The organism is Mucilaginibacter sp. CAU 1740 (assembly GCF_039839285.1).
In the GTDB taxonomy this organism is placed as follows: domain Bacteria; phylum Bacteroidota; class Bacteroidia; order Sphingobacteriales; family Sphingobacteriaceae; genus Mucilaginibacter.
On sequence record NZ_JBDOQS010000001.1, the window covers coordinates 1 to 26273 of the forward strand.

Here is a 26273-nt window from a genome sequence, read left to right on the forward strand (position 1 = left end):
AAATGAGGCAGTATCTCTCTATGAACATACCTTATGGTTGTTGGGGTGACCATCTGCTCTCATCCCTTTTCACTTTATTTGATTGCTAATTTATCAATTGACAACAAACATAGGAGGGGTGACAAGCAAAGCGATGTCGGGGTGAGTAACCGCCGCTTTACTTCACCATCCTCCCCTTCCAGGCGTACTTTTTGTTTTTGCCTAAAAAGCCTATGATGATAAAGTAAATGATATTAGCAGGCAAGGTAAAGCTCACGTACCACAACAGTTCGCGGCGTTTTAAAAAATTCATGATCGGAGTCATGTATATCAGATCGATAATATATTTTACACCTATCGTGATCAAAAACAACTTTAGAAAATAAAGATTGAAAAGGCCAAGCACCGCGGTGAACAATAACATAAAATTGCACAGCCACACACTAAGTGCGAATGCCACCATGCGTTTATCTTTATATTTTGTAGATTTCGACGCCCACCTGCGCCTTTGCTGCATAAACTCCTTTAGGTTTGGTTTGGCATGCGTGTAAACAATGGCTTCACGGCGTTTTAAAAAAGCTATCCTGCCAGGATATTTTACCGCTACTTTATGCAGCAGCAACTCGTCATCGCCTGATGCAAGCTCATCGATCCCGGTAAAGCCGCCAACCTCATAAAACACGTCTTTACGATATGCAAAATTAGCCCCATTGCAGGTGGCGGCAAAGCCGTTGGTCATGAATGAGCCGCCCATGCCTATCAGCGATGAAAAATCGAGCGTTTGCATGCGCTCAAATACAGATTGCTCCTGGAAATACGTCACTGGCGATGAGATCATCACCAAATCGTTTTGCTCGTAAAATCCTACCACGGTGCTGATCCATGAAGTGCCCATGCGGCAATCGGCATCGGTAGCCATCAAAAAATCGCCTGTTGATAGTTTTATCGCTTCGGCAATGGCTTTCTTTTTATAGGAGTTCAGCGCGTCGCCCAGTTGAAGTTGTAAAAGTTTTACGCCTTGCGCTTCATAACTTCTAATAATATTGGCTGTATTATCTGTTGAGTGATCGTCGACAATGATTATCTCGATTAAATGTTTAGGATAATCCTGAGCCAACAGATCGTTGATGGTTTTGCCGATGCTTTCTTCCTCGTTACGGGCGGCTATCATTACGGTAACACGGGTTTTGAAGGAAGGTGCCGCCACCGGTCCGCGGGTAGCCTTTGCCCAACCTATACGTAAATACATAAGCAAAACCACATATAAACTAATGGAAAATACAGAAAGGATACTAATCAGCGCGATCAAAGAATTTGAGTTTTAAAACGAATAATGAACCTAAAATAGCAGGAATAAATAAATTAATGAGCCATATTGACGATACCCCGGCAATTACGGCAATATTTTGATCGGTAATGTAAACAAATAGGTGCGAGGCCGTGAAACCACGCACGCCGATATCAAAAAGATCTAAAGAAGGGATAGCCGACGATACCAGGAAAAACAGCATCAACATCATCAGCATCTCAAAAACGGGCATGCTTGGCACCAACATCCTGAACACTAAAAAATACTGAAAGGAGAATGTGGCATAGCGGGCCACACTAAAGCCCATAATGGTAAGTAGCTCATGGAAATGGTATCTCCCCATCACCTCAAAAAAGCGATGATATTTTTTGATATACGGGATCCTATCAAAAAAACCTACAACCCAGTTAATGTGAAAATACAATACCAGCTGTATAGCAACAATTATAGCGCAAACAGTTGTTATAGCCCAGGCCAATGTGTTATTAGTATGGATGTAGCTAAATACAAACCAGGCCATGGCAATTACCCCCAATACGTTGGTAACCGATCCCTGGCTAAATGAACCTACGCCCATGGCAAACACGCCGGGCACACGCTTACGGGGCGGCAAAAACATAACCCTACCACCATATTCACCTAAACGATTTGGCGTGGTAACGGCCCAGGTAAGGCCGCAAAAAACAGCCTCGACGGCCTCCCACAAACTAATATTGATGAGGGCTTTGGTTACATAACGCCATTTGAGGGCCTCCAAAAACCAGTTCAGGAACATAAGCAGCACCACTAGGCCCATGGTAATAACCACCTGCGTTGTGCTTATGTGCGATGCGAAGTATTCAAACTGCTTTAAGTCGTTATTTTTTTTGATGAACTGGCGGTAAATGAACCAACCGGCAACAATCAAAATACCCGCCTTTAAAAGGTAGGAGACTATCTTTTTGGTAGAAGCTGTCAAACAGGTAAAATTTATGCAATGTTACAAAAAAATGGGGCAAGGTTTTGCCTGCCCCATATAACGTTACATAATTCCTTTTGTTCACTTTAAGCGCGCTTTTAAAAAGGCGAGGGTATTGGTGTATGCATCCTTGGTTGCATCGCTATTATAAATAGGGTTGCTTGGGTTTGCAAAACCATGATCGGCATCGTATTGGTGCACCGAAAGTTTCTTTCCGGCGGCCTTCATATCGGTTTCAAATTTGGCCACTACCTTCGGGTTGATCCATTGGTCTTTATTGGCAAAGTTGCCCAACACATCGGCATTAAGGGTTTTAAGCTTAGCTACATCTTGCTCGGGCATGCCGTAGTACATTACACAGCCTACTGCTTTTTTTCCTGCCAATAAACTGGTTTGTAAACTCCAACCGCCACCAAAGCACCAACCAATGGTTGCGATATGGGCTTTTGCACCGGCATAAGCGATAGCTCCGTTTACAATGGCGCGGGCACGATCATCATTAACGCCCTGCATAAATTTGCCGGCATCTTCGCGGGTGGTGGCAACTTTACCATCGTACAGGTCAAGGTCGATGATATTTACGTTGCCGAGGTCGTTGTACAATTTTTCCGATTCTTTTTTTACATAATCGTTAAGGCCCCACCACTCGTGTATTACAAACAGGTAGTTGTTGGTTGGCTTCTTTGCTTTCATAAAAAAGGCGGTGGCCTCTTTACCATCAGGTGTTTTGTAAGTGATGGATTCGCCGATGCTGCTTTGAAAACGTATAGGCAACGGATTTTTGTGCGACATTTTGAAAGCCGGGTTTGAAGCCAGCATAGCAAATTGTTGTGTTGCTGATGATGGGTTGCTGCAGCAAACTACTTTACGCTGCGCGAATGTAACTGCGCTGATGCCTAAAGCTAATGTTAGTAAGATGAGTTTTTTCATGAGGATTGATTTATTACGAATTTATTTAAAAATACGGGGCGGGGCAAGTTGGCGTTGCTTGTTTGTAATTTGGTTCTGAAATTTTTACAGTAATCTTTCGAACTTGATCGGATTGCATTAATACTGGGGGAGGCTTTGGGGTTGATGACTTAGAAATTTCTATACGAATTTTTACGAATTAGCGAATTACACGAATTGGCGCCACACACACTTTAGATATTCGCGTAATTTGGATAGCTGGACAATCAATTCGTGTGAAAATTCTTATTATCATTTAATGCAACCGGCAGATAGTGTAGCCAAAACAGAATGCTTGTTGTTGAGAGGATTTAAGCGAAAGCAACGGTTAAATATTTTATATAATGGGTTGTTCTATACCTTTTTGAAACTTTAACCAGTAAACCATCGTTTATAATATATTATAAATCATAATATATCATGATATCAACGCCTCCTGTTCCCGAAAATGAGATGGATAGGCTGTTAACCCTCTCCACATTCGATTTTGATTATACCGAACATAAAGACAGCTTTAATGACCTGGCCAAGCTGGCCGCTAAGGTTGCCGGTACCGAGATCTCGCTGGTAAACCTCATCGACTCGTTTACCCAATGGAGCATCAGTGGCCACGGACTGGAAGTTGAGCAAATGCCGCGCGAAGATTCTGTTTGCCAATACACCATCATTAACGGCGAGCATTTTGAGGTGGAAGACCTGCGTACCGACGAACGCTTTAAAGATAAATTTTACGTAACCGACGAGCCTAAGCTGAGGTATTATTATGGCATCCCCCTAAAAACAAAAAGCAACCATAATATAGGCGCACTATGTGTACTGGATAAAAACGCAAGGGAACTCTCGCCCGAAAAAGTTGAACTATTAAAGATCATCGCCGACGAAATTGTGAGCAGGCTGAATGATATTAAAGTGATCAACAAGCTAAAAAACAAACTTACTGAAGCTCACGAAACACAGAAAAAGGTTGCGCATGATATCCGCGGGCCACTAAGTGGCATTATAGGCCTGGCACAGCTTATTGCCGAACAGGGAGAAGACAACCAGATAGAAGAAGTGTTGGAATTTATGCAGCTGATCCATAAAAGCGGCCGCTCCATACTTGATCTGGCCGATGAGATACTAAGCGCTGATAAAAAGGAGCAGACGCCCACTACAACCAGCAACGAATTTACCTTGCTGGTATTTAAAGACAAGCTGGAGCGCTTGTTTATACCGCAAGCCCGCAACAAAAGCATCCAGCTTACAATTAGCACTTCGGCAGTCTCAGAACGGCTTCCGCTGGCAAAAAATAAATTGCTGCAAATAAGTGGCAACCTTATTTCAAACGCCATCAAATTTACCCCTCCGGGCGGTCATGTTGAAGTTGAACTGAGTCTGGAGATAAATGATACCGATAGTACCCTTCAAATTATAGTGAAGGATAACGGAACCGGTATTGATGAAAAAGGTATCGAAAAAATACTGAAGGGGAACGCCACCTCAACAGAAGGAACAGCAAACGAGGCCGGTTTTGGTTTCGGCCTCGCATTGGTAAAACATCTTATTGATACGTTAAATGGCTCAGTAAATATCTATTCAAAACCCAATGAGGGTTCGGTATTTGAAGTAAGGTTACCTCAAATACGGCAATAGAAAAACAAGCCTTCAGAAAATTATTTTTTGAACATAGGAAGTTCCGCCGGTGCGGTTAACCCGATTAAAAAGAATTGTTTTTCTGAAAAGGTAGATGCAAGCGTACGTTCAAATTAAAATACCGGAGTTAACCTACCGGTATTTTAATCCGATTATATTTTACCAGCTTTTGCCGCCGCCGCCACGGTTATCACGTGAATAACCGCCGCCGCCGCCACCACGGTTGCCACCGCCGTAACCACCGCCACCGCGGTTGCCACCACCGTAACCACCGCCGCTGCTTCTGCGATCGCCGCCTGGTTTTTTCTCTTCTGCCTGGCTTACTGCAATTGATCTTCCTTTAACTTCAGAACCGTTTAGGCCGCTAATTGCTTGTTGTGCTGCCTCATCATCTTCCATTTCAATGAATCCGAAACCTTTACTTCTACCTGATTCCCTGTCAATAATAATTTTTACGGAATTAACTTCACCATAAGCTTCGAAAAGCTGTTTTAAATCGGCTTCCCCTAAAGTAAAAGGAAGACTTCCTACGAATATGTTCATTAATATTTAGTTTTTAATGGGTATGTTTTGTTAGCTACCCACGTTTTGTTAACATCAAATATAGTAATAGATATTTGATGATTACTGCATGTTTGTGTGAATGAGTACTTTTATTTTTAAAAAAAGTTAATTTTTATTGATATTAACGAAAAAAGGAGGGCAAAGCAATCATATATTACAAAATCATAAATTATTTGTTTTAAAAATATGATGTTTTTGTAAAAAATATCCGAAACACGGACTGCAGCCGCTTTTTTACCACCAAAACGTTACAAACCAGCTAACACCTTGCTCCACACAGGTAAGCGCTGTGTTTACCTGCAATAATCAGATCACCGATTCTATCTGGTAAGTTTTACCATTCAATGTAAATCCATCTCCTGCTTTTTTGCCACTCAGCATATTTCCAACCGGCGATGCCGGTGAAACCGCGAAATAATTTTTGCCCTCTAATAAAAGGCTACCTGCGCTTATGGCGAGGTAAAAATTACCGTTACTGGTTAATATCACGCTTCCAGGCTCCGCTTTTTCCGATGTACCTACAGTGCTTATCCGATTAAGGGCCACCAGTAATTTATTAGCCTCATTAAGCTGCGCCATGTTGCGGTCGGTTTCCTGTTGCATCATTTCGCGGCTGGTTTCGTACTTATCGCCGGCACTGCTTTTGGTATCATCGGTTGATGCTTTCTGGGCATCGTTTATAGCATCCTGGGCTGCTTCCATGCTTTTACGCACGTAGTTAATACATAGCCGATGTAGTTCTTTTTTCAGATCGCTCATTTACGGTATAAAACAAAAGGCTAAAGTAGGGGGAAAGATGCATATTGTGAGGTTAAAAAAGGCTTAAAATAAAAGTCCCCTTGCACTCGCTGCTTGGGGACTTTAAACCTAAACCTTATCACTATTTTGCAGGTGTGAACCTACAAAGTAGATTAACGTAGCCAATAGTGATAATGGTATGTTCGACTAATCAAAACTGACAAAATAATGATAATCGCACATTATTATTCAACTGTTAGTTTAGCGCGGCGGAAAGTGTTTTATATAGTGTGACAGAGAAAGAAATTCCCACACGAATTATTTCGAATGATCGAATTACACGAAAACATATAAAACTGTCATCACAAGGAAGTAAAAGTCGACGCACCTGAATGCTTATGACTAAGCAGGTAAGACTTACGAAGTTTTAAAAACTTCGTAAGTCTGGATTCATCGCAATGACGCTCGGAGACAGAACAATTCTTTTGAATCGTTTTCAAACAGCATCTAAGAACGATGCAAGCTAATTTGCGTAGAAACTATAGCTTACTTACAAAAAATTTAAGAGTTGATATAATTTGCTTGCCCCAGTACGACCACTCGTGACCGCCCACATGTTCTTCATATATATGCAGAATCTTTTCTTTCTCGAGTTTTTTATGCAGATCGCGGTTATAGTTGATAAGCTGGTCGTTAGTGCCGCAATCAATCCTTATGGGCGGCAAATGTTCATGGTATTTTTTAAAGGTGGCTAACACATCTTCATCGCTTATAATATCCTGCGCGTAGGTTTTTAAAGGCTCACCCGCAAAAAGCTTCAATTGCGGCAGACTGGTAATAGGCGACAAGCCTGCTATCGCCTTAAATTTATGCCCATACTTGGCACCTATACGCAAAGCGCCAAAACCACCCATAGATACACCGGCAATAAACAACGGCGACTCGGGTTTGGCACCTGTAATATTCTCTATCATTGCTGTTTGCACATCCTCAGCTATCCATTTTTCAAAATTAAGGCCACTATGGGGTAAATAGCCCGAACCATCGCCCCAAAGCCCGTCAGATGGCATGGCGATTATCATTTTAGGCAATTCGCCTTTTTCAATAAGCTCGTGGGTTTTGATGTGCACGCCGCCGTTCATGGCCCAGCTCCAGGCGCTGCCGTACATGCCATGTAATAATATTACAATAGGCAAGGTCTCGGTTTTGCTCACACCTTTAGGCACGTAAACGCAAATATCGCCCCGGCCTTTAAGGTTAATGGTTTTAACTGTTATAAAACGTAAATTGTTACTTTCAAATTGCGGGTTGGAAACTTCGGTAGTTCTAAATGGCATGGGGGCTTACGGGTGGCCAACGATACAAGTTTCCTCGTAACAGTTTTCGTGTATCGTTAACGGCTTTATCAATTTGTTTTAATTATTTAGGGGTAATAACATTTATATAAACAATAGTGCCCTCTGCCGCATAATTGTACCACTCGCACACAATATTTTGCAAATAGCTTATGAATAAGCTACTGTAAAGTTATCGTCCGGAACTTTCACGATTACTTGCATCTTGTTTATTATCCGCGTAAGCTTTCAGCTTAAAAGCAATTTAACATTGCTGGTTCCCGGATAAATAATTTCACAGCAGGCAGATGCATTTTTTGTACAGGATGCCGCTATTCTGTTTAGTTTAGCAACAGCCCGAATAGCAAAAATAACTTAACAAGCCTCTTTAAAAGTTTAGCAAATTGGCCAAAAAATGGAGTATATTATCCTTCAGGTGGTTGTTAAATTCCAATTCGGGGTAAATAGATGCCAAATCAATAAAAGAGTCCACTTATGATTGTGGCAAAATAAAAGGGGAACAGCTAACCATTCCCCTTTCACAATATCTGATCAAAAAAATACAGATCGATCTGTTACATCGAAGCCGATGCCTTCACATTTTCCATTCCGTAATGTTTCAGGATATCTTCAGGAACACCTGTCCATTTGCCTGGTTGGTTACCAGCATAGCCGATGTCTTTTACACCTATCTCGCTGGTGAAAAAGCCAGAAGCGGTTAAATCACGCATACGGTTAAAGAAAGCTACGCCTTGTGCCATTTCTGGCTTAGCTTTAGCCGGGTAAGCGATCATATCAATCAGTTGAATTTGTTGATCCTTAGTACAATCGGTAAATGGTTTACCGAAGCGGTTAAGGCATTGCAAATCGAGCCAGCGCAGTCCACCACGCATAGGCGTTTGATGATCTGGCATATCTTTTACAATAAACTCAATAAAATCAGGCACCTTGGCATCTGATGCGCTGCCCGATTTTTCATCTTTAGGGATGATGATATCGGCCAATACGGTGATGGTTGCCATTTCGGCGGCGGTGAAAAATTTCTCGGCGTGCAGTTTTTTGTCACGCTCAACCTCGTATGGCTGACGGCCAACCTCGTCGCCCGCGGCGGCTGTGGTTGTTTCTTCTGCGCCTTTTTTAGTATCGGTTTTACAGGCCTCCAGTAATAATCCTGCCGATAGTGTGGTAAAGCCTAATGCTTTAAGGGAGTCACGTCTGTTCATGATATGTTATTGGATTGCTTGTTAAACGTTTAATTTTTTTCTTTCCTGTAAAATGTACTCTGCTGTACGCATAGATAGGGCAAGGATTGTCCAGGTTGCGTTTTTATCGCCTTGCTGTACAAACGGAGCGGCATCAACTACAAACAGGTTTTTACAATCGTGAGCCTGGCAAAATTTGTTCAGGGCCGATTTTTTAGGATCGTTACCCATACGGATAGTACCTACCTCATGGATAATTTTACCCGGAGCCTCTAAACCGTAATTGGTTTCAGGGCCTTGCGGGCCACCGAAAATTGCGCCACCCATATTATGCATAATTTCCTGGAAGGTTTCCTGCATGTGCTTAGCCTGTTTAATTTCTTCAGGAGCCCATTTGTAGTGGAAACGCAATACAGGGATACCATATTTATCAACCACATTAGGGTCGATCTCGCAATAGTTATCATAACGGGCAATGGCAGTACCACGACCGGCCATACCGAACTGCGTACCATAAAAACGACGGTAGTCATCTTTCAGCGAAGCACCGTAACCACCACCATCTTTCATTTTACCATCACGACCAGGAACAGCGCCGTTCATATTCTGGATGCCGCCACCGATGCCGTATGATGGCATATGGAAACCGCCGCCGTACTCAATGTGGTAACCACGAGGGAAATCCAGTTTTTTATTATCCAACCACCATGGCGAGTAGATGTGCACACTGCCTACGCCATCTTCGTTGTAGCGTTTGCGATCCATCAGTTGCGGAAGGAAACCACCCGCGCTCGAGCCGGTAGAATCATGCAAATAACGACCAACAACACCACTGCTGTTAGCTAAACCACCCGGATGCGCTTCTGATTTTGAGTTTAACAGGATCCTTGCCGATTCGCCCGCGCTTGCACCCAGGATAACCACTTTCGCGTTTACCTGGTACTCCTGCATATCCTCTTTGCTTACATAAGATACGCCGGTAGCGATACCTTCTTTATTGGTGATCACCTCGCGCACCATGGCGTTAGGGATCACTTTTAAATTACCGGTTTTAATAGCCGGGATAACCAAACATGATGATGCCGAGAAATCGCCATAAACTTTACAGCTACGGCCGCACTGCCCGCAGAAGAAACATGCGCCACGATCTTTATTGCCCGGTAAAGCTTCGGTTAATACCGAACCACGGCCAGGAATAATTTTTACACCCGCTTTTTGAGCGCCTTGTACAATGTACAGCTCATTAAGTTTTGGTTTTGGCGGAGGAAGGAAGATACCGTCCGGTTCATTTTCCAGGTTTTCTTTAGTACCATAAACACCAATCATGCGGTCAACCTTATCGTAGTATGGTTTAACCTCATCATAAGTGATTGGCCAATCATCGGTCAGGCCATCTTTGGCCTGAAAATCTTTCGGCCCCATCCTTAATGAGATACGGCCCCAGTGATTGGTACGGCCGCCCAGCATCCGCGAGCGGAACCAGAAAAACTCGGTATTATCTTTAGTAGTGTAAGGCTCGCCGTCAATTTCCCAGCCACCGTAAGCGGCGTCGAAATCGCCGAACGGACGAGTTGTACCAGCGCCACGGCGAGGAGACTCCCATGGCCATTTTAACTGTTGTGAATCTTTAGCGGGATCAAAGTAAGCACCGGCCTCAAGCATTAAAACTTTAATGCCAGCATTGGCCAACACGTAACCGGCCATACCGCCGCCCGCGCCCGAACCAACAATAACCACATCATAAGTGGTTGATGATTTTTTAATTTGCAGATCGCTCATATCGTATCAAAAGTATCTTCTTTGTATTGGGAGGAGATATTATTGCACATGCCTTGCAGCACGTTTAAACATAATTTAAGTTAGGGTAAATATATTAAACAGGGCGCTATTACACACCCTGCTTATCAAAATATTAAAGCTCTTTCAGCTTAATGTTACGGTAGCTCACCAGGTGACCATGATCCTGCAAAGCGATGTGGCCTTTAGGATATTGGGCAAAGCCTTTCCAGTTTTTGAATTTGCTATCGGCCAATGCTTTGTTCCACTCGTCGCTGCCCATTTTTACATCAACTATTTGGGTGCCGTTTAACCAAAAAGTAAGCTGACCATCTTTTTTACGCAGTTTAACTTTATTCCACTCGCCGGCCGGTTTGCACACATCTTTTGATGGGGCAATCATATCATATAATGAGCCAGCAAGATGGTTTGCTTTTTTATTGTCTTCGGCATCTTTGTTATCCAATACCTGCATTTCCATACCGGTTAGGTAGGTAGCGCCAAACTGAGGATCTTCATGTACGCCGAAAATGATGCCGCTGTTACCTTCTTTGGTGATGTTCCACTCTAAAGTAAGTTCGTAGTTTTCGTACTCGCCGTCGGTAACCAGGTCGCCATGGCCTTGAGCTGCAGGGTCAAGTTGTAACGCGCCGTCAACAACTTTCCAGCCGGTAACTTCCTGCTTTAAATAAGTGTGCCAGCCTTTGGTGGTTTTGCCATCAAACAGTTTGGTTTGTGCCGATACCGACAGGCAAAAGGCGGGGATGGCCATCAGGCCAAGCATCATCTTTTTCATAAGTTATAATTGTTAAATGTAGGCAGAGCTATCGGGTATAAGTTTTTTGGTTGGTTAAGATAGCCCCGTTTTGGTTTCATTGTTTTCTTCTCTCTCAGGTAAAGTAATGATCTACAAAAATGCCGATGGTTTAATTGCGGCAAATTGGTAAAACGTTTTATTTACAATAATAAATAAAAGCTTACTTAGTTTCGGTTAAATATATTGGCATTTTTTCAATGCTAAAACGATTATCGCAAAAATAAAGTATCAGGCCATTAAATTAGAGGTAAAAGCTTGGTTACAATGGATAATTTGGGGTGGAGGCAGGTGTGCTTTGAGAAATATTGAGCTGTTAAAAAGCGAGGGCCCGTGCGATTCCCCTCTTGAGAGGGGCGGAGGGGTGTGTTACCCCACGCATAGCTTATCGCTTGTATAACACGCCCCTGCTCATGCTCTCTCCACCGCGCCCCCTCTCAAGAGGGGAGTTTTAGTATCCCATACATTTACTTAACCCTGACACATCAGCAATTGAAAAAAAACTTATAATAAGTAATATTGCGCCGTTATTGTTAACCTTATCTTAACAGATACAGGCGAATATAAACAACTATAATTCAAGCACTATCGGCAAAATAATACGTACCACATTGATCAATTTTTCTTCAATATCACGGGCTTTCGGGAAGAAAGTTCAAATAACCGGCACCAGCTTCAAATCGGCTTTAAAAGCGATCTGCATGTTGGCCATGTTTATCACCATCAACAATTCAGCCTCAGCAAGCATACACGAAACCACACCGGCAGATACCTCCGCCGACAGCGCCCTGATCAAAAAGCGCCTTGTTAACCAGGCTTTTGGTGATATCTACAGGCAAAACCTGCGCGTATCCGAAGGTGGTAACGATTACTTTAACAAAATAAAAACTCAGTTAACTGCAGATCTGGCCCCGAACTTTGTTTTGTTCAGTACGCCTAAATCGCCGCTGTTTGCTGTATTTACTGCTCGGGTAAAAATCCGCTTACTATCATCGCAAGGAGCACCGGTAAAGTCGCCAAGCTTTATGCCGGGTTTAACCTTCTATTACAGGCTTAATGCTGATACTTACAAACCGCAGTTTTTATCGTTCGGCTATTCGCACCACTCAAACGGGGTGCGCGGACCGTCGCTTAATCCTGATGGCAGCTTTAACCGTGATAGCGGCAAGTTCACCACCAACTTTTACACGCTTACTTTTTACAACGGCAAGCGCATCGATAAAAAAGACCTGATCATTCAGCGTTATGATAATTTAGGATTAGAAGTTCATGCTGGCTTGTTTAACCTCGGTTTATCTGAAGGATTGAAAGATCATTACGGCTTTATACGTATTAATGGTAGCCGCATGTACAACTTCGCCAAAGCGGAGGTTGATCCTACAGATAAAACCAAAAAGGTTTATCAAAACTGGCAGCGCATCCGTTTCGACTTTACTTACATTGCCGATAAGTATGATGATTACTCGCATTTTAATTTGAAAAAACGCCTGAATGTGAGCCTTAAATATTATTACCAGTTTCCGTTTATGCCTGATGCAGCCCTTATGGTGGGCGGAGGTTACCGTGGTCAGGATGATTATAATCAGTTTTTTGAGGATAGTTATGCTTATATGACTATTGGCTTTGCTACTACGTTGAGTTTTAATGCGCATAAACATTAATCTCATGTCATTGCGAGCGCAGCGTGGCAATCACACGGAAGCATAGCCGCCCTGTATAGCATGCGATTGCTTCGCACCTCGCAATGACATGATTTATTAAAAAAGAGGGGCGGTTTCGCATGTGAAACCGCCCCTCTTTTTTAATCGCTGCCGCAAGTAAAGTATCCGCCATACAAAGTAAGCATAACCCGCTTTTTTGTACATTTGCCGCATGGCATCCATTAAACCATTAGTTTCCATTAAACCGTCGGTACCCAGAGGAACTCGCGATTTTTCACCCACTCAAATGGTGAGACGCAATTATATTTTCGATACGATTAAATCTGTTTTTCGCAAATACGGCTATCAGCAGATAGAAACTCCCACCATGGAAAACTCATCTACATTAATGGGTAAATATGGCGAAGAAGGAGACAAGTTGATATTTAAAGTACTCGACAGTGGTGACTACTCTCTAAGCTTAATAAAAAAACTCTTCACCAATGTTAATCAAACAAAGATTGATGCGGATCTATTATTTTTATTGACAGATGTTTCAATAGATTTTGCGTTATGCGTATCAAGATTAGACTCGAATATTCTTAGTAATAAGTTAATTCTTTTAAGACAAGTAATATACGATTCGCTTGATTCGAGGTTACTTTCTTCTGCAATAAAAACAGAAGAACTAATTATCTCCATAAAAGAAGCATTTGTAACTTTTCTTGTTGGTAAAACGAAAAACGTAATTAAATATAATGGCAATAGAAGAATTGCATATTATTTATCAATCAACGATCCCTCTCGTAGATTTGAAGAAATCAAAGCATCTTTCGGATTAGCCATTAATAAAAACATAAAATTTAGATCTGAAATAAAGTTTGAATTGTTTTTAAATAAACAACTTTCTCCTGGCAAGGTAACATCTTTGATTTCCGAAAAAGCCCTCCGCTACGATCTCACCGTACCATTCGCGCGTTACGTTGTACAACACCAAAACGAAATTACTTTCCCGTTCAAACGTTTCCAGGTGCAACCGGTTTGGCGCGCAGACCGCCCTCAACGAGGCCGTTACCGCGAGTTTTACCAGTGTGATGCCGACGTAGTTGGCTCCGATTCATTATTGAATGAGGCTGAATTTGTGATGATATATGACGAAGCTTTAACCAAGCTCGGCCTTAAAGATTTCAGCATAAAAATCAACAATAGAAAAATACTATCTGGAATTGCACAAGTTATAGACAAAGCTGATAACATCATTGATTTGACTGTAGCGATAGATAAACTGGATAAAATAGGCCTTGATGGCGTAATAAAAGAGCTACTTGAGAAAGGTTTTACAGATGCCGATATCGACAAGCTGAAACCGGTGATACTGTTGGAGGGCAACAACACCGAAAAGCTGGCCAGCCTCCGTGAAGCTTTAGCAGCCTCAGAGATAGGTTTAAAAGGCTGTGATGAAATAGAAACCGTTTTCGGTTATATTGAACGCTGCCCGCTGCAAACCGCCAAGCTGGAACTTGATATTACCCTGGCCCGCGGCTTAAATTATTATACCGGTGCCATATTCGAGGTTAAAACTAACGAAGTAAATATGGGCAGCATTGGCGGCGGCGGCCGTTATGATGACCTTACCGGCATGTTTGGTTTAAAAGGGCTAACCGGTGCAGGTATCTCCTTTGGTGCCGATAGAATTTATGATGTACTGGAAGAGCTTAACCTTTTCCCGGCCGATAGCAACCAAACCACCAAAGTGCTGTTCTGTAATTTTGATAAAGAAGGCGAGCTTTATGCATTGCCTTTGCTAATGCAGTTGCGCCGCAATAATATCAACGCCGAACTTTACCCTGCCGGTGCCAAGATCAAAAAGCAGATGGATTATGCCAATAATAAAAACATCCCTTATGTGGTGGTGATTGGCGGTGATGAAATCCAAAGTGGGTTATTGAGCTTCAAGGATATGACCAGTGGTGAGCAGGAGAAGTTGACAGCGGAGGAGATAGTGGAGCGTTTGGCCTAACAAATCATGTCATTGCGAGGCACGAAGCAATCGCACGGAAGCAGGTCCGCCATGTATGGCATGCGATTGCTTCGTGCCTCGCAATGACATGTTGGAGCATGCTGGAGATATAAACAAAAAGAGGTTTTCGTGTACGAAAACCTCTTTTTGTTTGCTATTATTTAAGGGTTACTTTAATGATCTTATTGATGTCGGGAAGGGTAGTGAACCCGTTGGGATTAGGTACTGCGCCAATAGGATTGCTTTCTTTCAGCGGCGTACCGGCGAGGTTAAATTGCGTTAAACCAGCACCGGGGAATTGGTTGATCGCCGTTCCATCATCAAATAATTTGATGGTGTTTGATATGTCGCCTTTTTGGGTTGCATCTACGCCATTGTCGGCAGAGGCAAAAAACCAATCGTTCGAGAATCCATACATGGTAGCAATAGCCAGGCGGTCGCCGGTATTTACGCTTAGTTGTTGTGATACAACGCCGCCTTGTTTACCGGCTATTTGAGGCAGCAATACTTTAGTAGTTGGGGCAGGCAATACATAAACAGCCTTAACGCCTTTAACCGTTTTCAGATAGGCTGCAAGCGTATCAGCATTACCTTGTTGTGCAAGCGGCTTTAAACCTTTACCGGCATCCAACTGGCCAACATTATAAATAGGGTTATTGATACCATTATACACCACAACCAAAATTGGCGAAAGCGGGGTGAAGATACCCGTGATAGATTTAACATAAGTGCTTAACGCGCTGTTATCGCCGGCTTCGGCAATATTTGTTAAACCGTTTGCTGTAGGCTGACCAGTTGTATATAATGGATTGGAGGCCTGCAATGTTCCGCCAACTATGTACGAAACACTCCATACGCCCGGACTAAGCGGTGTTTGGTTAGCCGTACCGCCCGAAGTATTTTGAAGGGTTAACGTAAAGGTAGAACTGCCATTGTACTTTAAAGTAGCTTTAACCAGTTTTGATGCGGCCAGATAGGTATTCCCTTGGGCATCAGTCCCGGCAACTTCAGTGATATTTTTAGATTCAGCTACGCCGGGATGGTTAACAGTAGCGCCTGGTTTTTGATTAACGCGGGTGCCATTATCCCACAGCTTTACCTGGTCAGAAACATCGCCCTCGATGGGTTTTCCGCTGCCATCATAAACCTGGATGCCGGGATTTGACGGCGCGAAGAAAAGATCGTTAGAAGCACCATACATAGTAGCGAAAGATAAGGCCTCACCTTTTGCTGCCGAAAATGTGATGGTTGTTGATTGCCCCGGTTGGATCAATGCCGGGGTTCCTGTTTCCTGGAAGGTACCCGATTCAACCAATGGCTGCGATTGCAGTACGTTCTCCACAGTGATGGAGTTTTGCTGAGGCGCACCGGTGCTGCTATTATTATCCTTTTTACATGCCGTTAACGCTATTGGTGCCAATACCACCAATAAAATTGATTTTAGATTTTTAAGTAGATTCATCTTATAAGATTTTTTCGGCTTAGTCGGTAAGCGCCGCATTTTCTTACAAGGGAATATCGAAAAAAAGCAAGCCTGACACTGGGATGACAGATGCATTAAATCAAACGGCGGTTATATCCGATCTAACATAAATGAAAAGAGGCCATATCTTTACGATACGGCCTCTTTTCATTTATAAATATTTCTCCCTTTTAGGGATCTCTGGATTAACCTTTCACACGCTCAACATATGAACCTGTCGCGGTATCAACTTTAACTTTATCGCCAATGTTGATGAACAATGGTACGCGGATCTCGGCACCGGTTTCAACAGTCGCGTTTTTTAACGCGCCGCTTGAGGTATCGCCTTTAACAGCTGGTTCGGTGTAAGTGATCTCTAACTCGGCAGAGCCAGGGATAGAACCCATGATAGGCTCGTCGCTTTCAAAAGCAACGATCACGTTCATTCCTTCTTTCAAAAATTTAACTGCCGGACCAAACAATGCTTTTGGTACGTTATGCTGATCATAAGTGGTGTTATCCATTACTACTAAAAAATCACCATCATCATATAGATATTGGTAATCGTTAGTTTCAACGCGGGCTATATCAACCTCTTCATCGGTACGGAAACGGTATTCAACCAATTTGCCTGATTTAACGTTGCGCATACGGGCCTGGTAAAACGCGCGTAAGTTGCCCGGGGTACGGTGTAAAAACTCTTCTACCTGAACTAATTCGCCGTTGAAGCGAAGTATATTTCCATTTTTAACGTCTGATGCCTTAGCCATAAAATAATATTGAGGCGCAAACTTAGTTACTTAAGGTCAAAGAAACAAGTAGTTATGTAGGTGAATGGTTGATTGGAGATTGAGTGAGTGGTTGATTGAGTTGATTAGGTGAATGGTTGGGTTGTTAGATCACTGGTCTTTCTAAACCGAAATTTATCAAATTAAGGAACTTTTAGAGCTTTAATGGCAGCTCTTTTTCATTCAAAGCCTATCAAATGTTTACACGAGGCTCCTATGGAGCCGCTTTGTTTACGCTTGGTTTTTCTATAAACACGGAACCCCTATGGGGTGTGATGTTGCATAAAACCCAACTCCGTAGGAGTATCGTGTTTATAGCAAAACGAACGACATTGTTTTGGCTCCGTAGGTGCCTCGTAATTGGCCTATGCAGTTTCAACTATTTTCGCCGACAACCAACCTCTCACCTAATCAACCCAATCAACCACTCACTAACCCTTATAATCCACAATACTCAACCTATGCTCGCAAAAACCATATTCATGCTCTTGATTGGAGCATACAATGGTTAGGCGACCTTCGGCAAATTGTTGTACAAGGCTTAAGTACCAATCAACGCCCTGCGTATCGAGGTTGGATGTGGGTTCATCCAGCATCAGCATGGGGGTATCGGCACAAAAAGCTAAAGCCAGTTTAAGACGCTGCTTCATGCCCGACGAAAAATATTTGATGAGCTTGTTGGTGCTTTTGGGCAGGTTTAGCAAAGCGATGAGTTGCTCTTTATCCATCCCCGGTTTAAAGCTTTTAAACTTGAAGTGAAAATCGATCATTTCGCTCAGCGTAAACTCTTCTATCAACTCTAAATATGGCGCAGCAAGGCTTAGATAATTGAATACCTTATCAATTTCAATAGCCGTTCCGTTATCGGCAAAATCAATTTTACCTGCGGAAGGGGTAAGGCTGCCATTTAAAACCTGCAGCAGGGTTGATTTCCCGGAACCGTTGTGGCCGAGTATGGCGTACGATTGCCCGGAAGTAAAGGTGTAATCCACTCCTTTAAAAATCCAGTCGCGGTTAAAGCGGCGGCCGATATTTTGGAGGGTGATGGTCAACATATTTTTGTCTGAATCAGAATTTTCAGAATGGGAGAATTAACAGAATTAAAAAGAACAAGATCAGAACTTACAGGATTCTGAAAATTCTAAAATCCTGTAAATTCTGATTCTGACACTATCAGGTATTCCCAAACCCTTTCATGATACCGCGTTGCGAGTTTTGGAGGAAGTTAATGATCTCATCACGTTCTTCACTTGGAGTAAACTCGGCTTCAATGATATCGAGGGCTTTGGTTACGTTGTATTTTTTAAGGAATATGATGCGGTAAATCTCCTGGATCTCGGCAATAGAAGCCGCCGAGAAACCTCTGCGGCGTAAACCTACCGAGTTGATCCCTACATATGATAATGGCTCCCTGCCAGCCTTTGTGTACGGAGGAACATCCTTACGCACCAACGAACCACCCGAGATCATGCTATGTGCGCCAATTTCAACAAATTGGTGTACGGCAGATGAGCCGCCGATAAAGGCGTAATCATAAACCGTAATGTGACCAGCCAATTGAACTGCGTTAGCAACGATAACGTTGTTACCGATAACGCAATCATGCGCTACGTGTACATAAGCCATCAACAGGCAGTTGCTGCCAATGGTGGTGGTATTTTTATCGAGGGCAGTACCGCGGTTAAGGGTTACGCATTCGCGGATGGTGGTGTTATCGCCAATGGTTACTGTACTTTGCTCGCCTTTGTATTTCAGATCCTGAGGCGGGGCAGATACCACCGCGCCGGGGAAAATACGACAATTTTTACCGATGCGGGCACCATCCATAATTACGGAGTTGGAGCCGATCCAGGTGCCTTCGCCAATTTCAACATCCTTGTGGATGGTTACGAAAGGCTCAATTACCACGTTATCGGCAATTTTGGCCTGCGGGTGTATGTATGCTAATGGCTGGATCATGCTTCTGTTTCTTTTACTTTTACAATTTGAGCCATCAGTTCGGCTTCAACAACAACACGGTCGCCTACCATGCCTACGCCCTTCATGGTAGCAATACCACGGCGGATAGGGGCCATCAGGTCGCACACGTAAATAATGGTATCACCAGGTACTACCTTGCTTTTAAAGCGGGCGTTCTCAATTTTCAGGAACAGGGTAAGGTAGTTTTGAGGATCGGGAACGGTATTCAATACCAATATCCCGCCGGTTTGTACCATACCTTCAATCTGTAACACACCCGGAAATATCGGTGCGCCAGGGAAGTGGCCTTTAAAAAACTCCTCGTTAATGGTTACGTTTTTGGCTCCCACAACGTGGCTTTTGGTAAGTTCCAATATCTTATCGATCATCAGGAAAGGCTGACGGTGTGGCAGCATGCCCATAATATCAACCGTATCAAAAAGCGGCTTAGCGTTCAGGTCATAAGTTTTTACCTGTTTGCGGCTTTTCTCTTTCTTAATTAAAGCTTTGATCTTTTTAGCAAAAGCAACGTTAGCAGCGTGACCCGGCCTTGCAGCCATGATATGACCTTTCAAAGGCACACCTACCAAAGCCAAATCGCCAATCATATCCAGCAGCTTGTGGCGTGCAGGCTCGTTTTGGTGGCGAAGCTCAATATTGTTCAGGATACCCTGCGGGGCGACGCTGATATCTTTACGGTTAAATAGTTTGGCCAGGTGGTTTAACTCGTCCTGGTCAACATCTTTATCAACAACTACTATGGCATTGTTCAGATCGCCGCCTTTAATCAGGTCATGCTTTAACAGCATTTCCAGTTCGTGCAAAAAGCAGAAGGTACGGCACGAAGCGATCTCTTTTTTAAACTCGCCAATGGTTGAGATACTTGCATGCTGGCTACCCAACACCTGCGAGTTATAATCAACCATACAGGTAAAGCGGTAATCATCTAAAGGCATGGCCACCATCTCTACCTTACGGTCAGGCTCAGAGTAGTGGATATTGTATGGTATATGATAATACTCGCGATCGGCATCCTGTTCAACAAGGCCGGTTTCGGTAATTACGTCAACAAATTGTATCGAGCTGCCATCCATAATGGGGGTTTCGGGACCATCCATATCAATCAGCACATTATCCACCTCAAGGCCAACTAACGCCGCAAGCACGTGCTCTACAGTGTTAACCGTAGCCCCGTTCTGGCTGATAGATGTTCCGCGCGAAGTATCGCTAACATTATCAACATCGGCATCAATAATAGGCTCACCGGGAATATCGATCCTCCTGAATTTGTAACCGTGGTTTTCAGGGGCTGGGTTAAAGGTCATGGTAACCCGCTGACCGGTGTGCAAGCCTGTTCCTGATACCGAAACCGGCGCTTTAATAGTTCTTTGTTTAACGTTCATATTTAATTTTACAGGCGGTGGCTATTCCTTCGCCGTGCCTTTACGTAGTTCTTCAATTAATTTTTCAAGTTCGTAAACTTTTCTGTCAAGTTCAGGCAGTTTACGCAACTTAGCGTGGGCACGAAGGTAATCTTTATATGGCATATATGGAGAGCCTCCCCACGCCTTACCTTCTTCTGTTATAGAACCGTTTACACCGGTTTGCGCCGAAAACTGGTTGCCATTGGCAATAGTAAGGTGACCGGCAAAGCCTACCTGGCCGCCTATAACCACCCGCTCGCCAATTTTGGTGCTTCCTGATATACCCGATTGCGCGGCAATTACCGTATTCGCGCCAATCTCAACATTATGCGCTATCTGGATCAGGTTATCAATTTTAGCACCTTTTCTCACGATGGTCGATCCCATAGTGGCCCTGTCGATAGTGGTATTTGATCCCACTTCAACATCATCCTCCAAAATTACATTACCAATCTGTGGAATTTTAGCATATGAACCGTCCGGGTTAGGGGCAAAACCAAAACCGTCGCTGCCAATAACCGCACCCGAGTGAATGATCACATTATTGCCGATAACACAATCAAAATAAACCGTTGCTCCGGCAAACAGCGTTACGTTGTTGCCGAGGGTTACATTATCGCCAATGTTTACGTTAGGATAAATTTTGCAGTTGTCGCCAATTTTAACATCCTGACCAATATAGGCAAAGGCACCGATATAAACATCTGCACCAACTTTAGCTGATGGATGGATAAAGCTTGGCTGCTCAATTCCCTTTTTATTCAGGCGGAATGAATTGTATTGTTGTAACACCAGGGTAAAAGCACTGTACGCGTTCTCCACACGGATCAGCGTGGCCTTTACCGGTCCGGTTAATTCCTGGCTATTATTAATAATTACGATAGAAGCATTGGTAGTATATAAATACTGCTCGTACTTGGGGTTGGATAAAAAAGAAAGACAACCTTCGCCGGCCTCTTCTATTTTAGCCAGCTCACTTACTGTAACTGCTGCATCACCCTCAACTGTTCCGTTAAGCAGCATCGCTATATCTTGAGCACTAAATTGCATCGGGCAAATTTAAATGTTAAAATTGAAGCAACAAATTATTAATGAGTTATGAACACACGTTAAAAAGTTTTGAGGCTCAAAGTGTTTTGATTTTCATTGTATCTTCATTTGTTGCGTGTTATGGCAAATTTATTTTCTATTTTAAAATCAATGTACCTAAAATGTCATTGCGAGCGTAGCGTGGCAATCGCATACTCTACAGAGAGACCATGCATCAGTGCGGTTACTTCGTGCCCTATAATAATATGGTTGTAAGCTATTGATCATTAATTGTATTTTTCGTTATTCAATTAATAATATGGGCGTTGCCTGCGGCCCGAGCTTTCCGCTCCAAGTCCTCGCTTTTCCTCCCCGCAATTCCATCGCACGCTGCGGGCTTTCCACTACAATCCCTAACGCGGCCGACGCACATTCCAGACATTTATCCATAACAGCTATTCGGTGAAAAACCTCTTAATTCAACAACTCCTTATTATAACATAATATATGTTTCTTAACCGTTTTGGCCAATGCCACCAGGTTCGAATTATCGCTGGCCTCTGCTATATCCTTTACCTGTCCATTTTTCATCAATATGCCGATATTACCATCACCTGGGCTGTAGGCATTATTACGAATTGATGTGGTGAACACAAAATACGCAGCCGCATCATCGTAACTGATACCATATTTTTCAATGGCTTTTTGGCGCAATTGCTCTACAAAAGCCTCATCCGGGCACTCGTTTGTAATATCAACCCTGAACAAATTGCGCTGTACCAAGTTTTTGCAAAGTGTTGAAAGCACAAAATCCGGGTGCGATGCCCATACTTTTACCGAAGCCATAATATCGGTATCATCCAGACTGGCAAAAGTTTCCAAATGATGATCCTCGTTCATAAAAGCATCACGGCTGATGCGGTTTTTTAAAAAGTGCATTAGGGCAGGGGTAGCAAATAATTCTTCGCCATCGGCAATCAGCTTACGGCCGCGTTTAAAGATCTTGGTTAGTACTTCCTCGCCTGCAATTACGGTTTTATGCAGATATACCTGCCAGTACATCAGGCGGCGGGCTATCAAAAACTTCTCTATCGAGTAAATACCTTTTTCATCAACCACCACATGATCGTCCTTCACGTTCAGCATTTTGATAATACGCTCTGAGCTGATCACTCCTTCAGATACGCCAGTGAAAAAGCTATCACGGTTCAGGTAATCCAACCTGTCCATATCCAGTTGGCTCGATACCAGGTGGTGTAAAAATTTACGTGGATAAGTAGCGTTAAAAATGCTGATAGCCATGGTAAGCTTACCTTCAAACTCATCGTTAAGCTTGTTCATCAGCATTGATGAAATATCTTCGTGGGCTATGCCATCAATAATAGTGTTTTCTAAAGCATGCGAGAACGGGCCGTGGCCAATATCGTGCAATAAAATGGCTATGGTAACGGCTTCTTCCTCTTCGGCGGTAATATTATGTCCCTTGCCGCGCAGGGTTTCCAGCGCGGTATCCATTAAATACATGGCCCCTAAAGCGTGATGAAAGCGGGTATGTAAAGCGCCGGGATAAACCAGGTGGGTCATGCCCAACTGTTTGATATACCGCAACCGTTGAAAATACGGGTGTGCAATCAAATCGAAAATCAGTTCGGTTGGGATGGTGATAAAGCCGTAAACCGGATCGTTAATTATTTTCTTTTTATTCAATGTTGCTGTTATAAGTGCAAAAATGTAAAACAAAGGTAAAATAACCCCATCAGCTTTGTTAAATTTTGTTAATACCTTTACTGTGTAACAACAAAAGCCTCTCTTTGGGGTTTAATGTCAGAATCAGAATTTTCGAATTTGTCTGAACTCGAATTTTTCGAATTAAAAAATTACCAGAATTTAAGACAGATTTCTGTACACCAGATGAGCTAAAATTCGATAAATTCGTTTAATTCCCCCAAATTCCAGTTCAGACAACCTTAACATATACATATACCATGCAAGACACCACCATTTTGTGGGCCGATGACGAAATTGACCTGCTACGACCACATATACTTTTCTTAGGCGAAAAGGGCTATAAAGTAACCACCGTTACCAATGGCTACGACGCCATCGATTCGTTCAAGAGCAACTACTACGATCTTGTTTTTTTAGATGAGAACATGCCCGGCATTACCGGTCTGGAAACGCTGCAGCAGATCAAAAACATCAATAACGATGTGCCTATCGTACTCATCACCAAAAACGAGGAAGAGTATTTGATGGAAGATGCCATCGGTTCGAAGATAGATGATTACCTGATCAAGCCGGTGCACCCTAAGCAGATATTGCTTACCATTAAAAAGCTTACCGAAAACAAACGCCTGGTTACCGAGAAAACTACCATGGCCTACCAGATGGATTTCCGTACCCTGGGCATGACGCTTAACGACAACCTGAGCCACCAGGAATGGGTTGATGTTTATAAAAAACTGATCTACTGGGAGCTTGAACTCGAAAAGCTCGAAGATGCCGGTATGCACGAGATCCTGACCCTGCAAAAAGCCGAAGCTAACATGCAGTTTTGCAAGTTTGTGGAGCGCAACTATTTAAACTGGATCAAAAACCCGGATCTGGCACCAACATCGTCAATTCAGCTGTTTAAAAAGAAGGTATTCCCTAAGCTGGATGGCAAGGGCCCGGTTTTCTTTATTTTGATTGATAACCTGCGTTATGATCAATTCAAGATCATAAACCCGATCATTTCTGAATATTTTAGATTAGAAGAGGAGGACACTTATTACAGCATCCTGCCTACTGCAACGCAATACGCCCGTAACGCCATTTTCTCAGGCCTTATGCCTTTGGATATGGAAAAACGCTACCCGAGCATGTGGCAAAATGACGAAGATGAAGGCGGCAAAAACCTTTACGAAGCAGAGTTTTTAGCCGATCACTTGAAACGTGTACTCCGTAAAGATTGCAAACATTCATACCACAAAATTCTGAATATTGACGAAGGCCGCGCACTGAACGAATCGGTAAACAACCTCATGAACAATGAGCTGAACGTAGTGGTGTATAACTTTGTGGATATGCTATCACATGCCCGTACAGATATGCAGATGATCCGAGAATTAGCAAGTGATGATGCTGCTTATCGCTCGTTAACCCTATCGTGGTTCGAGCATTCGCCGCTGTTTGATCTGTTAAAGTTTTTAGCCCAGAAACAGGTACGCGTAGTGATCACTACCGATCACGGTACCATCCGCGTAAAAAACCCAAGCAAAATTGTAGGTGATCGTAATACCAACACCAACCTGCGCTATAAACAAGGTAAAAACTTAAACTATAACGCTAAAGAGGTATTCCACATCCGCAACCCGCACGATGCCATGTTGCCAAGGTTGCACATCAGCTCAAGCTTTGTGTTCGCTAAAGAGGATAGCTACTTTGTGTACCCGAATAACTATAACCACTTTGTTAATTTCTATAATGAGACCTTCCAGCATGGGGGTATTTCGTTAGAGGAAATGATTGTGCCTATCGTTACTTACGGGCCTAAATAAGACTTACGAAGTTTTAAAAACTTCGTAAGTCTGGATATAAAGGAAAACGCCATTGCAAATTTGTATTTGCAATGGCGTTTTCCTTTATATATAAATATTATCCCTTCTTCTCTTCCTCTTTCTTCGCCTCTTCGGCTTTCTGCTTCGCCTCCACCTTTTTCAAATTACCCTGCAACTGCGGATTTTGCGCAGGCAATACGCTTACCTTATGTTCAACCTCGGTTTGCTGGATGTGCACCGCGTATGATGCCGGTTCGATATGACTACCACTGGCCTCGGCGTAAACCTGGGTAAACTCGGCACCTATGTATAATATGGCCGATGTATAATAGATCCAAACCAAAATAACAATGATCGAACCAGCAGCCCCGTAAGCTGAGCCTTGAGCTGTATAATGAATGTACAAACCGATGATGTACTGCCCCAACATAAACAGGATAGCAGTAAAAATCGAACCACTACGCACATCGCGCCATTTGATCCTTACATCGGGTAGAAATTTAAATATGATACTAAAAAGCGTTGTGATGATCACCAAGGTGATACCAAGGTTAAGGCCTTTCACCAAGATCTGCGTTACCGAGTCGATACCAGGTAAAAAGCGCTGGACTTGGTCTTGTATCGCCTGGATAACGATATTTATAATCAATGAAGCCAACAGTAAAAACCCAAGGCTAATGATCAAAGAAAAAGATACAAACCTATTCCTCAACAACTGCAACCAGCCACTTTTGGGCCTTGCTTTTACTCTCCAGATAATATTAAGCGAATCCTGGATCTCGATAAAAATACTGCTCGCACCCAATAACAGGGTACCAACCCCTATTATTACAGCCATGCCCGATTTACCCGAAAGCGCGAGGTGCTTCAAAGCATCCTGAATTTGAGCTGCCGGCTCCGGACCAACGTATCTAACAATTTCCGGGTAAAGTTTATTGGTAACCGCGTCTTGTTTAAATACCAACCCGGCTACCGACATTACGATGATGAGCAGCGGGGCTATAGAAAAAACGGTATAATAGGCCAGTGAGGCGCTCAGCTTTAAGCCATTATCCTTAGAGAAACCGGTAAAGGAAGCCAGTAGTATCTTCCATAATTGTTTAAAGTAGTCCTTGCTGAAAAACTTCATACTTGCTTTTTATAGGGTGTTAATGATGT

21 protein-coding genes and 1 pseudogene are annotated in these 26273 nt (G+C 43.1%); 5 read left to right on the forward strand and 17 right to left on the reverse strand.

Features of this window, described 5'->3' with window-relative positions; genetic code table 11:
• Positions 1 to 157: 157 nt before the first annotated feature.
• The 3 genes from AAFN85_RS00005 to AAFN85_RS00015 form a co-directional block, all read right to left on the reverse strand.
• Complete coding sequence (locus tag AAFN85_RS00005; protein ID WP_347524677.1) at positions 158 to 1228, reverse strand: glycosyltransferase; 1071 nt, start codon at positions 1226 to 1228, stop codon at positions 158 to 160.
• Positions 1229 to 1271: 43 nt separating this feature from the next.
• Positions 1272 to 2246, reverse strand: a complete 975-nt coding sequence (locus AAFN85_RS00010; protein ID WP_347524679.1) for a lysylphosphatidylglycerol synthase domain-containing protein — start codon at positions 2244 to 2246, stop codon at positions 1272 to 1274.
• A gap of 81 nt (positions 2247 to 2327) precedes the next feature.
• Positions 2328 to 3176 carry a dienelactone hydrolase family protein gene (locus tag AAFN85_RS00015; RefSeq protein ID WP_347524681.1) on the reverse strand — a complete coding sequence of 283 codons (849 nt, stop codon included), beginning with the start codon at positions 3174 to 3176 and terminating at the stop codon, positions 2328 to 2330.
• Positions 3177 to 3614: 438 nt separating this feature from the next.
• On the opposite strand from AAFN85_RS00015, the gene AAFN85_RS00020 reads away from it, so the two are divergent.
• Positions 3615 to 4826 carry a GAF domain-containing sensor histidine kinase gene (locus tag AAFN85_RS00020; RefSeq protein ID WP_347524683.1) on the forward strand — a complete coding sequence of 404 codons (1212 nt, stop codon included), beginning with the start codon at positions 3615 to 3617 and terminating at the stop codon, positions 4824 to 4826.
• Positions 4827 to 4985: 159 nt separating this feature from the next.
• On the opposite strand, the gene AAFN85_RS00025 is transcribed toward AAFN85_RS00020, so the two are convergent.
• From AAFN85_RS00025 to AAFN85_RS00050, 6 genes are all read right to left on the reverse strand, one after another.
• The gene (locus AAFN85_RS00025; protein ID WP_347524685.1) at positions 4986 to 5369 is read right to left on the reverse strand and encodes an RNA-binding protein; all 384 of its coding nucleotides are present in this window, start codon (positions 5367 to 5369) and stop codon (positions 4986 to 4988) included.
• Between the two features lie 327 nt (positions 5370 to 5696).
• The gene (locus AAFN85_RS00030; protein ID WP_347524687.1) at positions 5697 to 6149 is read right to left on the reverse strand and encodes a 3-oxoacyl-ACP synthase; all 453 of its coding nucleotides are present in this window, start codon (positions 6147 to 6149) and stop codon (positions 5697 to 5699) included.
• A gap of 518 nt (positions 6150 to 6667) precedes the next feature.
• Complete coding sequence (locus AAFN85_RS00035; RefSeq protein WP_347524689.1) at positions 6668 to 7465, reverse strand: alpha/beta hydrolase-fold protein; 798 nt, start codon at positions 7463 to 7465, stop codon at positions 6668 to 6670.
• Between the two features lie 572 nt (positions 7466 to 8037).
• Positions 8038 to 8685: a gluconate 2-dehydrogenase subunit 3 family protein gene (locus AAFN85_RS00040; protein ID WP_347524691.1), complete on the reverse strand. Its 648-nt coding sequence runs from the start codon at positions 8683 to 8685 to the stop codon at positions 8038 to 8040.
• Positions 8686 to 8706: 21 nt separating this feature from the next.
• Positions 8707 to 10443, reverse strand: coding sequence for a GMC family oxidoreductase (locus tag AAFN85_RS00045; RefSeq protein ID WP_347524693.1), 1737 nt, complete (start codon positions 10441 to 10443; stop codon positions 8707 to 8709).
• A 133-nt stretch (positions 10444 to 10576) separates the two neighbouring features.
• Positions 10577 to 11236, reverse strand: coding sequence for a DUF1080 domain-containing protein (locus AAFN85_RS00050; RefSeq protein WP_347524695.1), 660 nt, complete (start codon positions 11234 to 11236; stop codon positions 10577 to 10579).
• A gap of 629 nt (positions 11237 to 11865) precedes the next feature.
• Here AAFN85_RS00050 and AAFN85_RS00055 point away from each other — a divergent pair.
• The 3 genes and pseudogenes from AAFN85_RS00055 (at position 11866) to hisS (ending at position 14914) form a co-directional block, all read left to right on the forward strand.
• Positions 11866 to 12915, forward strand: coding sequence for a hypothetical protein (locus AAFN85_RS00055; RefSeq protein WP_347524697.1), 1050 nt, complete (start codon positions 11866 to 11868; stop codon positions 12913 to 12915).
• Between the two features lie 211 nt (positions 12916 to 13126).
• Positions 13127 to 13366 (forward strand): annotated as a pseudogene (locus AAFN85_RS00060) (ATP phosphoribosyltransferase regulatory subunit); the annotation flags it as partial.
• 414 nt (positions 13367 to 13780) lie between these two features.
• Positions 13781 to 14914 carry a histidine--tRNA ligase gene (gene hisS, locus AAFN85_RS00065; protein ID WP_347525748.1) on the forward strand — a complete coding sequence of 378 codons (1134 nt, stop codon included), beginning with the start codon at positions 13781 to 13783 and terminating at the stop codon, positions 14912 to 14914.
• Between the two features lie 157 nt (positions 14915 to 15071).
• Here hisS and AAFN85_RS00070 read toward each other — a convergent pair whose 3' ends face one another.
• The 7 genes from AAFN85_RS00070 to AAFN85_RS00100 form a co-directional block, all read right to left on the reverse strand.
• On the reverse strand, positions 15072 to 16376 hold the full coding sequence (locus AAFN85_RS00070) for a spondin domain-containing protein (protein WP_347524699.1): 1305 nt from the start codon (positions 16374 to 16376) through the stop codon (positions 15072 to 15074).
• A gap of 206 nt (positions 16377 to 16582) precedes the next feature.
• Positions 16583 to 17146 (reverse strand): elongation factor P, encoded by a 564-nt coding sequence (gene efp, locus AAFN85_RS00075; protein ID WP_347524701.1) that lies wholly within the window; start codon positions 17144 to 17146, stop codon positions 16583 to 16585.
• Positions 17147 to 17595: 449 nt separating this feature from the next.
• Positions 17596 to 18216 (reverse strand): ABC transporter ATP-binding protein, encoded by a 621-nt coding sequence (locus AAFN85_RS00080; RefSeq protein WP_347525749.1) that lies wholly within the window; start codon positions 18214 to 18216, stop codon positions 17596 to 17598.
• Between the two features lie 121 nt (positions 18217 to 18337).
• A complete protein-coding gene (gene lpxA, locus AAFN85_RS00085; protein ID WP_347524703.1) occupies positions 18338 to 19123 on the reverse strand; it encodes an acyl-ACP--UDP-N-acetylglucosamine O-acyltransferase in 786 nt (261 codons plus the stop codon).
• On the reverse strand, positions 19120 to 20526 hold the full coding sequence (locus tag AAFN85_RS00090) for a bifunctional UDP-3-O-[3-hydroxymyristoyl] N-acetylglucosamine deacetylase/3-hydroxyacyl-ACP dehydratase (RefSeq protein WP_347524705.1): 1407 nt from the start codon (positions 20524 to 20526) through the stop codon (positions 19120 to 19122). Before AAFN85_RS00090 ends, lpxA begins: the two co-directional genes overlap by 4 nt.
• 21 nt (positions 20527 to 20547) lie before the next feature.
• A complete protein-coding gene (gene lpxD / locus AAFN85_RS00095; RefSeq protein WP_347524707.1) occupies positions 20548 to 21597 on the reverse strand; it encodes a UDP-3-O-(3-hydroxymyristoyl)glucosamine N-acyltransferase in 1050 nt (349 codons plus the stop codon).
• Positions 21598 to 22050: 453 nt separating this feature from the next.
• Entirely contained in the window at positions 22051 to 23283 is a 1233-nt protein-coding gene (locus tag AAFN85_RS00100) for an HD domain-containing protein (protein ID WP_347524709.1), read from the reverse strand.
• Positions 23284 to 23561: 278 nt separating this feature from the next.
• Here AAFN85_RS00100 and AAFN85_RS00105 point away from each other — a divergent pair, with 278 nt between their 5' ends.
• The gene (locus AAFN85_RS00105) at positions 23562 to 25115 is read left to right on the forward strand and encodes a bifunctional response regulator/alkaline phosphatase family protein (protein WP_347524711.1); all 1554 of its coding nucleotides are present in this window, start codon (positions 23562 to 23564) and stop codon (positions 25113 to 25115) included.
• A gap of 97 nt (positions 25116 to 25212) precedes the next feature.
• Here the strand turns inward: AAFN85_RS00105 and AAFN85_RS00110 are convergent, their stop codons facing one another.
• Entirely contained in the window at positions 25213 to 26244 is a 1032-nt protein-coding gene (locus AAFN85_RS00110; protein WP_347524712.1) for a YihY/virulence factor BrkB family protein, read from the reverse strand.
• Positions 26245 to 26273: the final 29 nt, after the last annotated feature.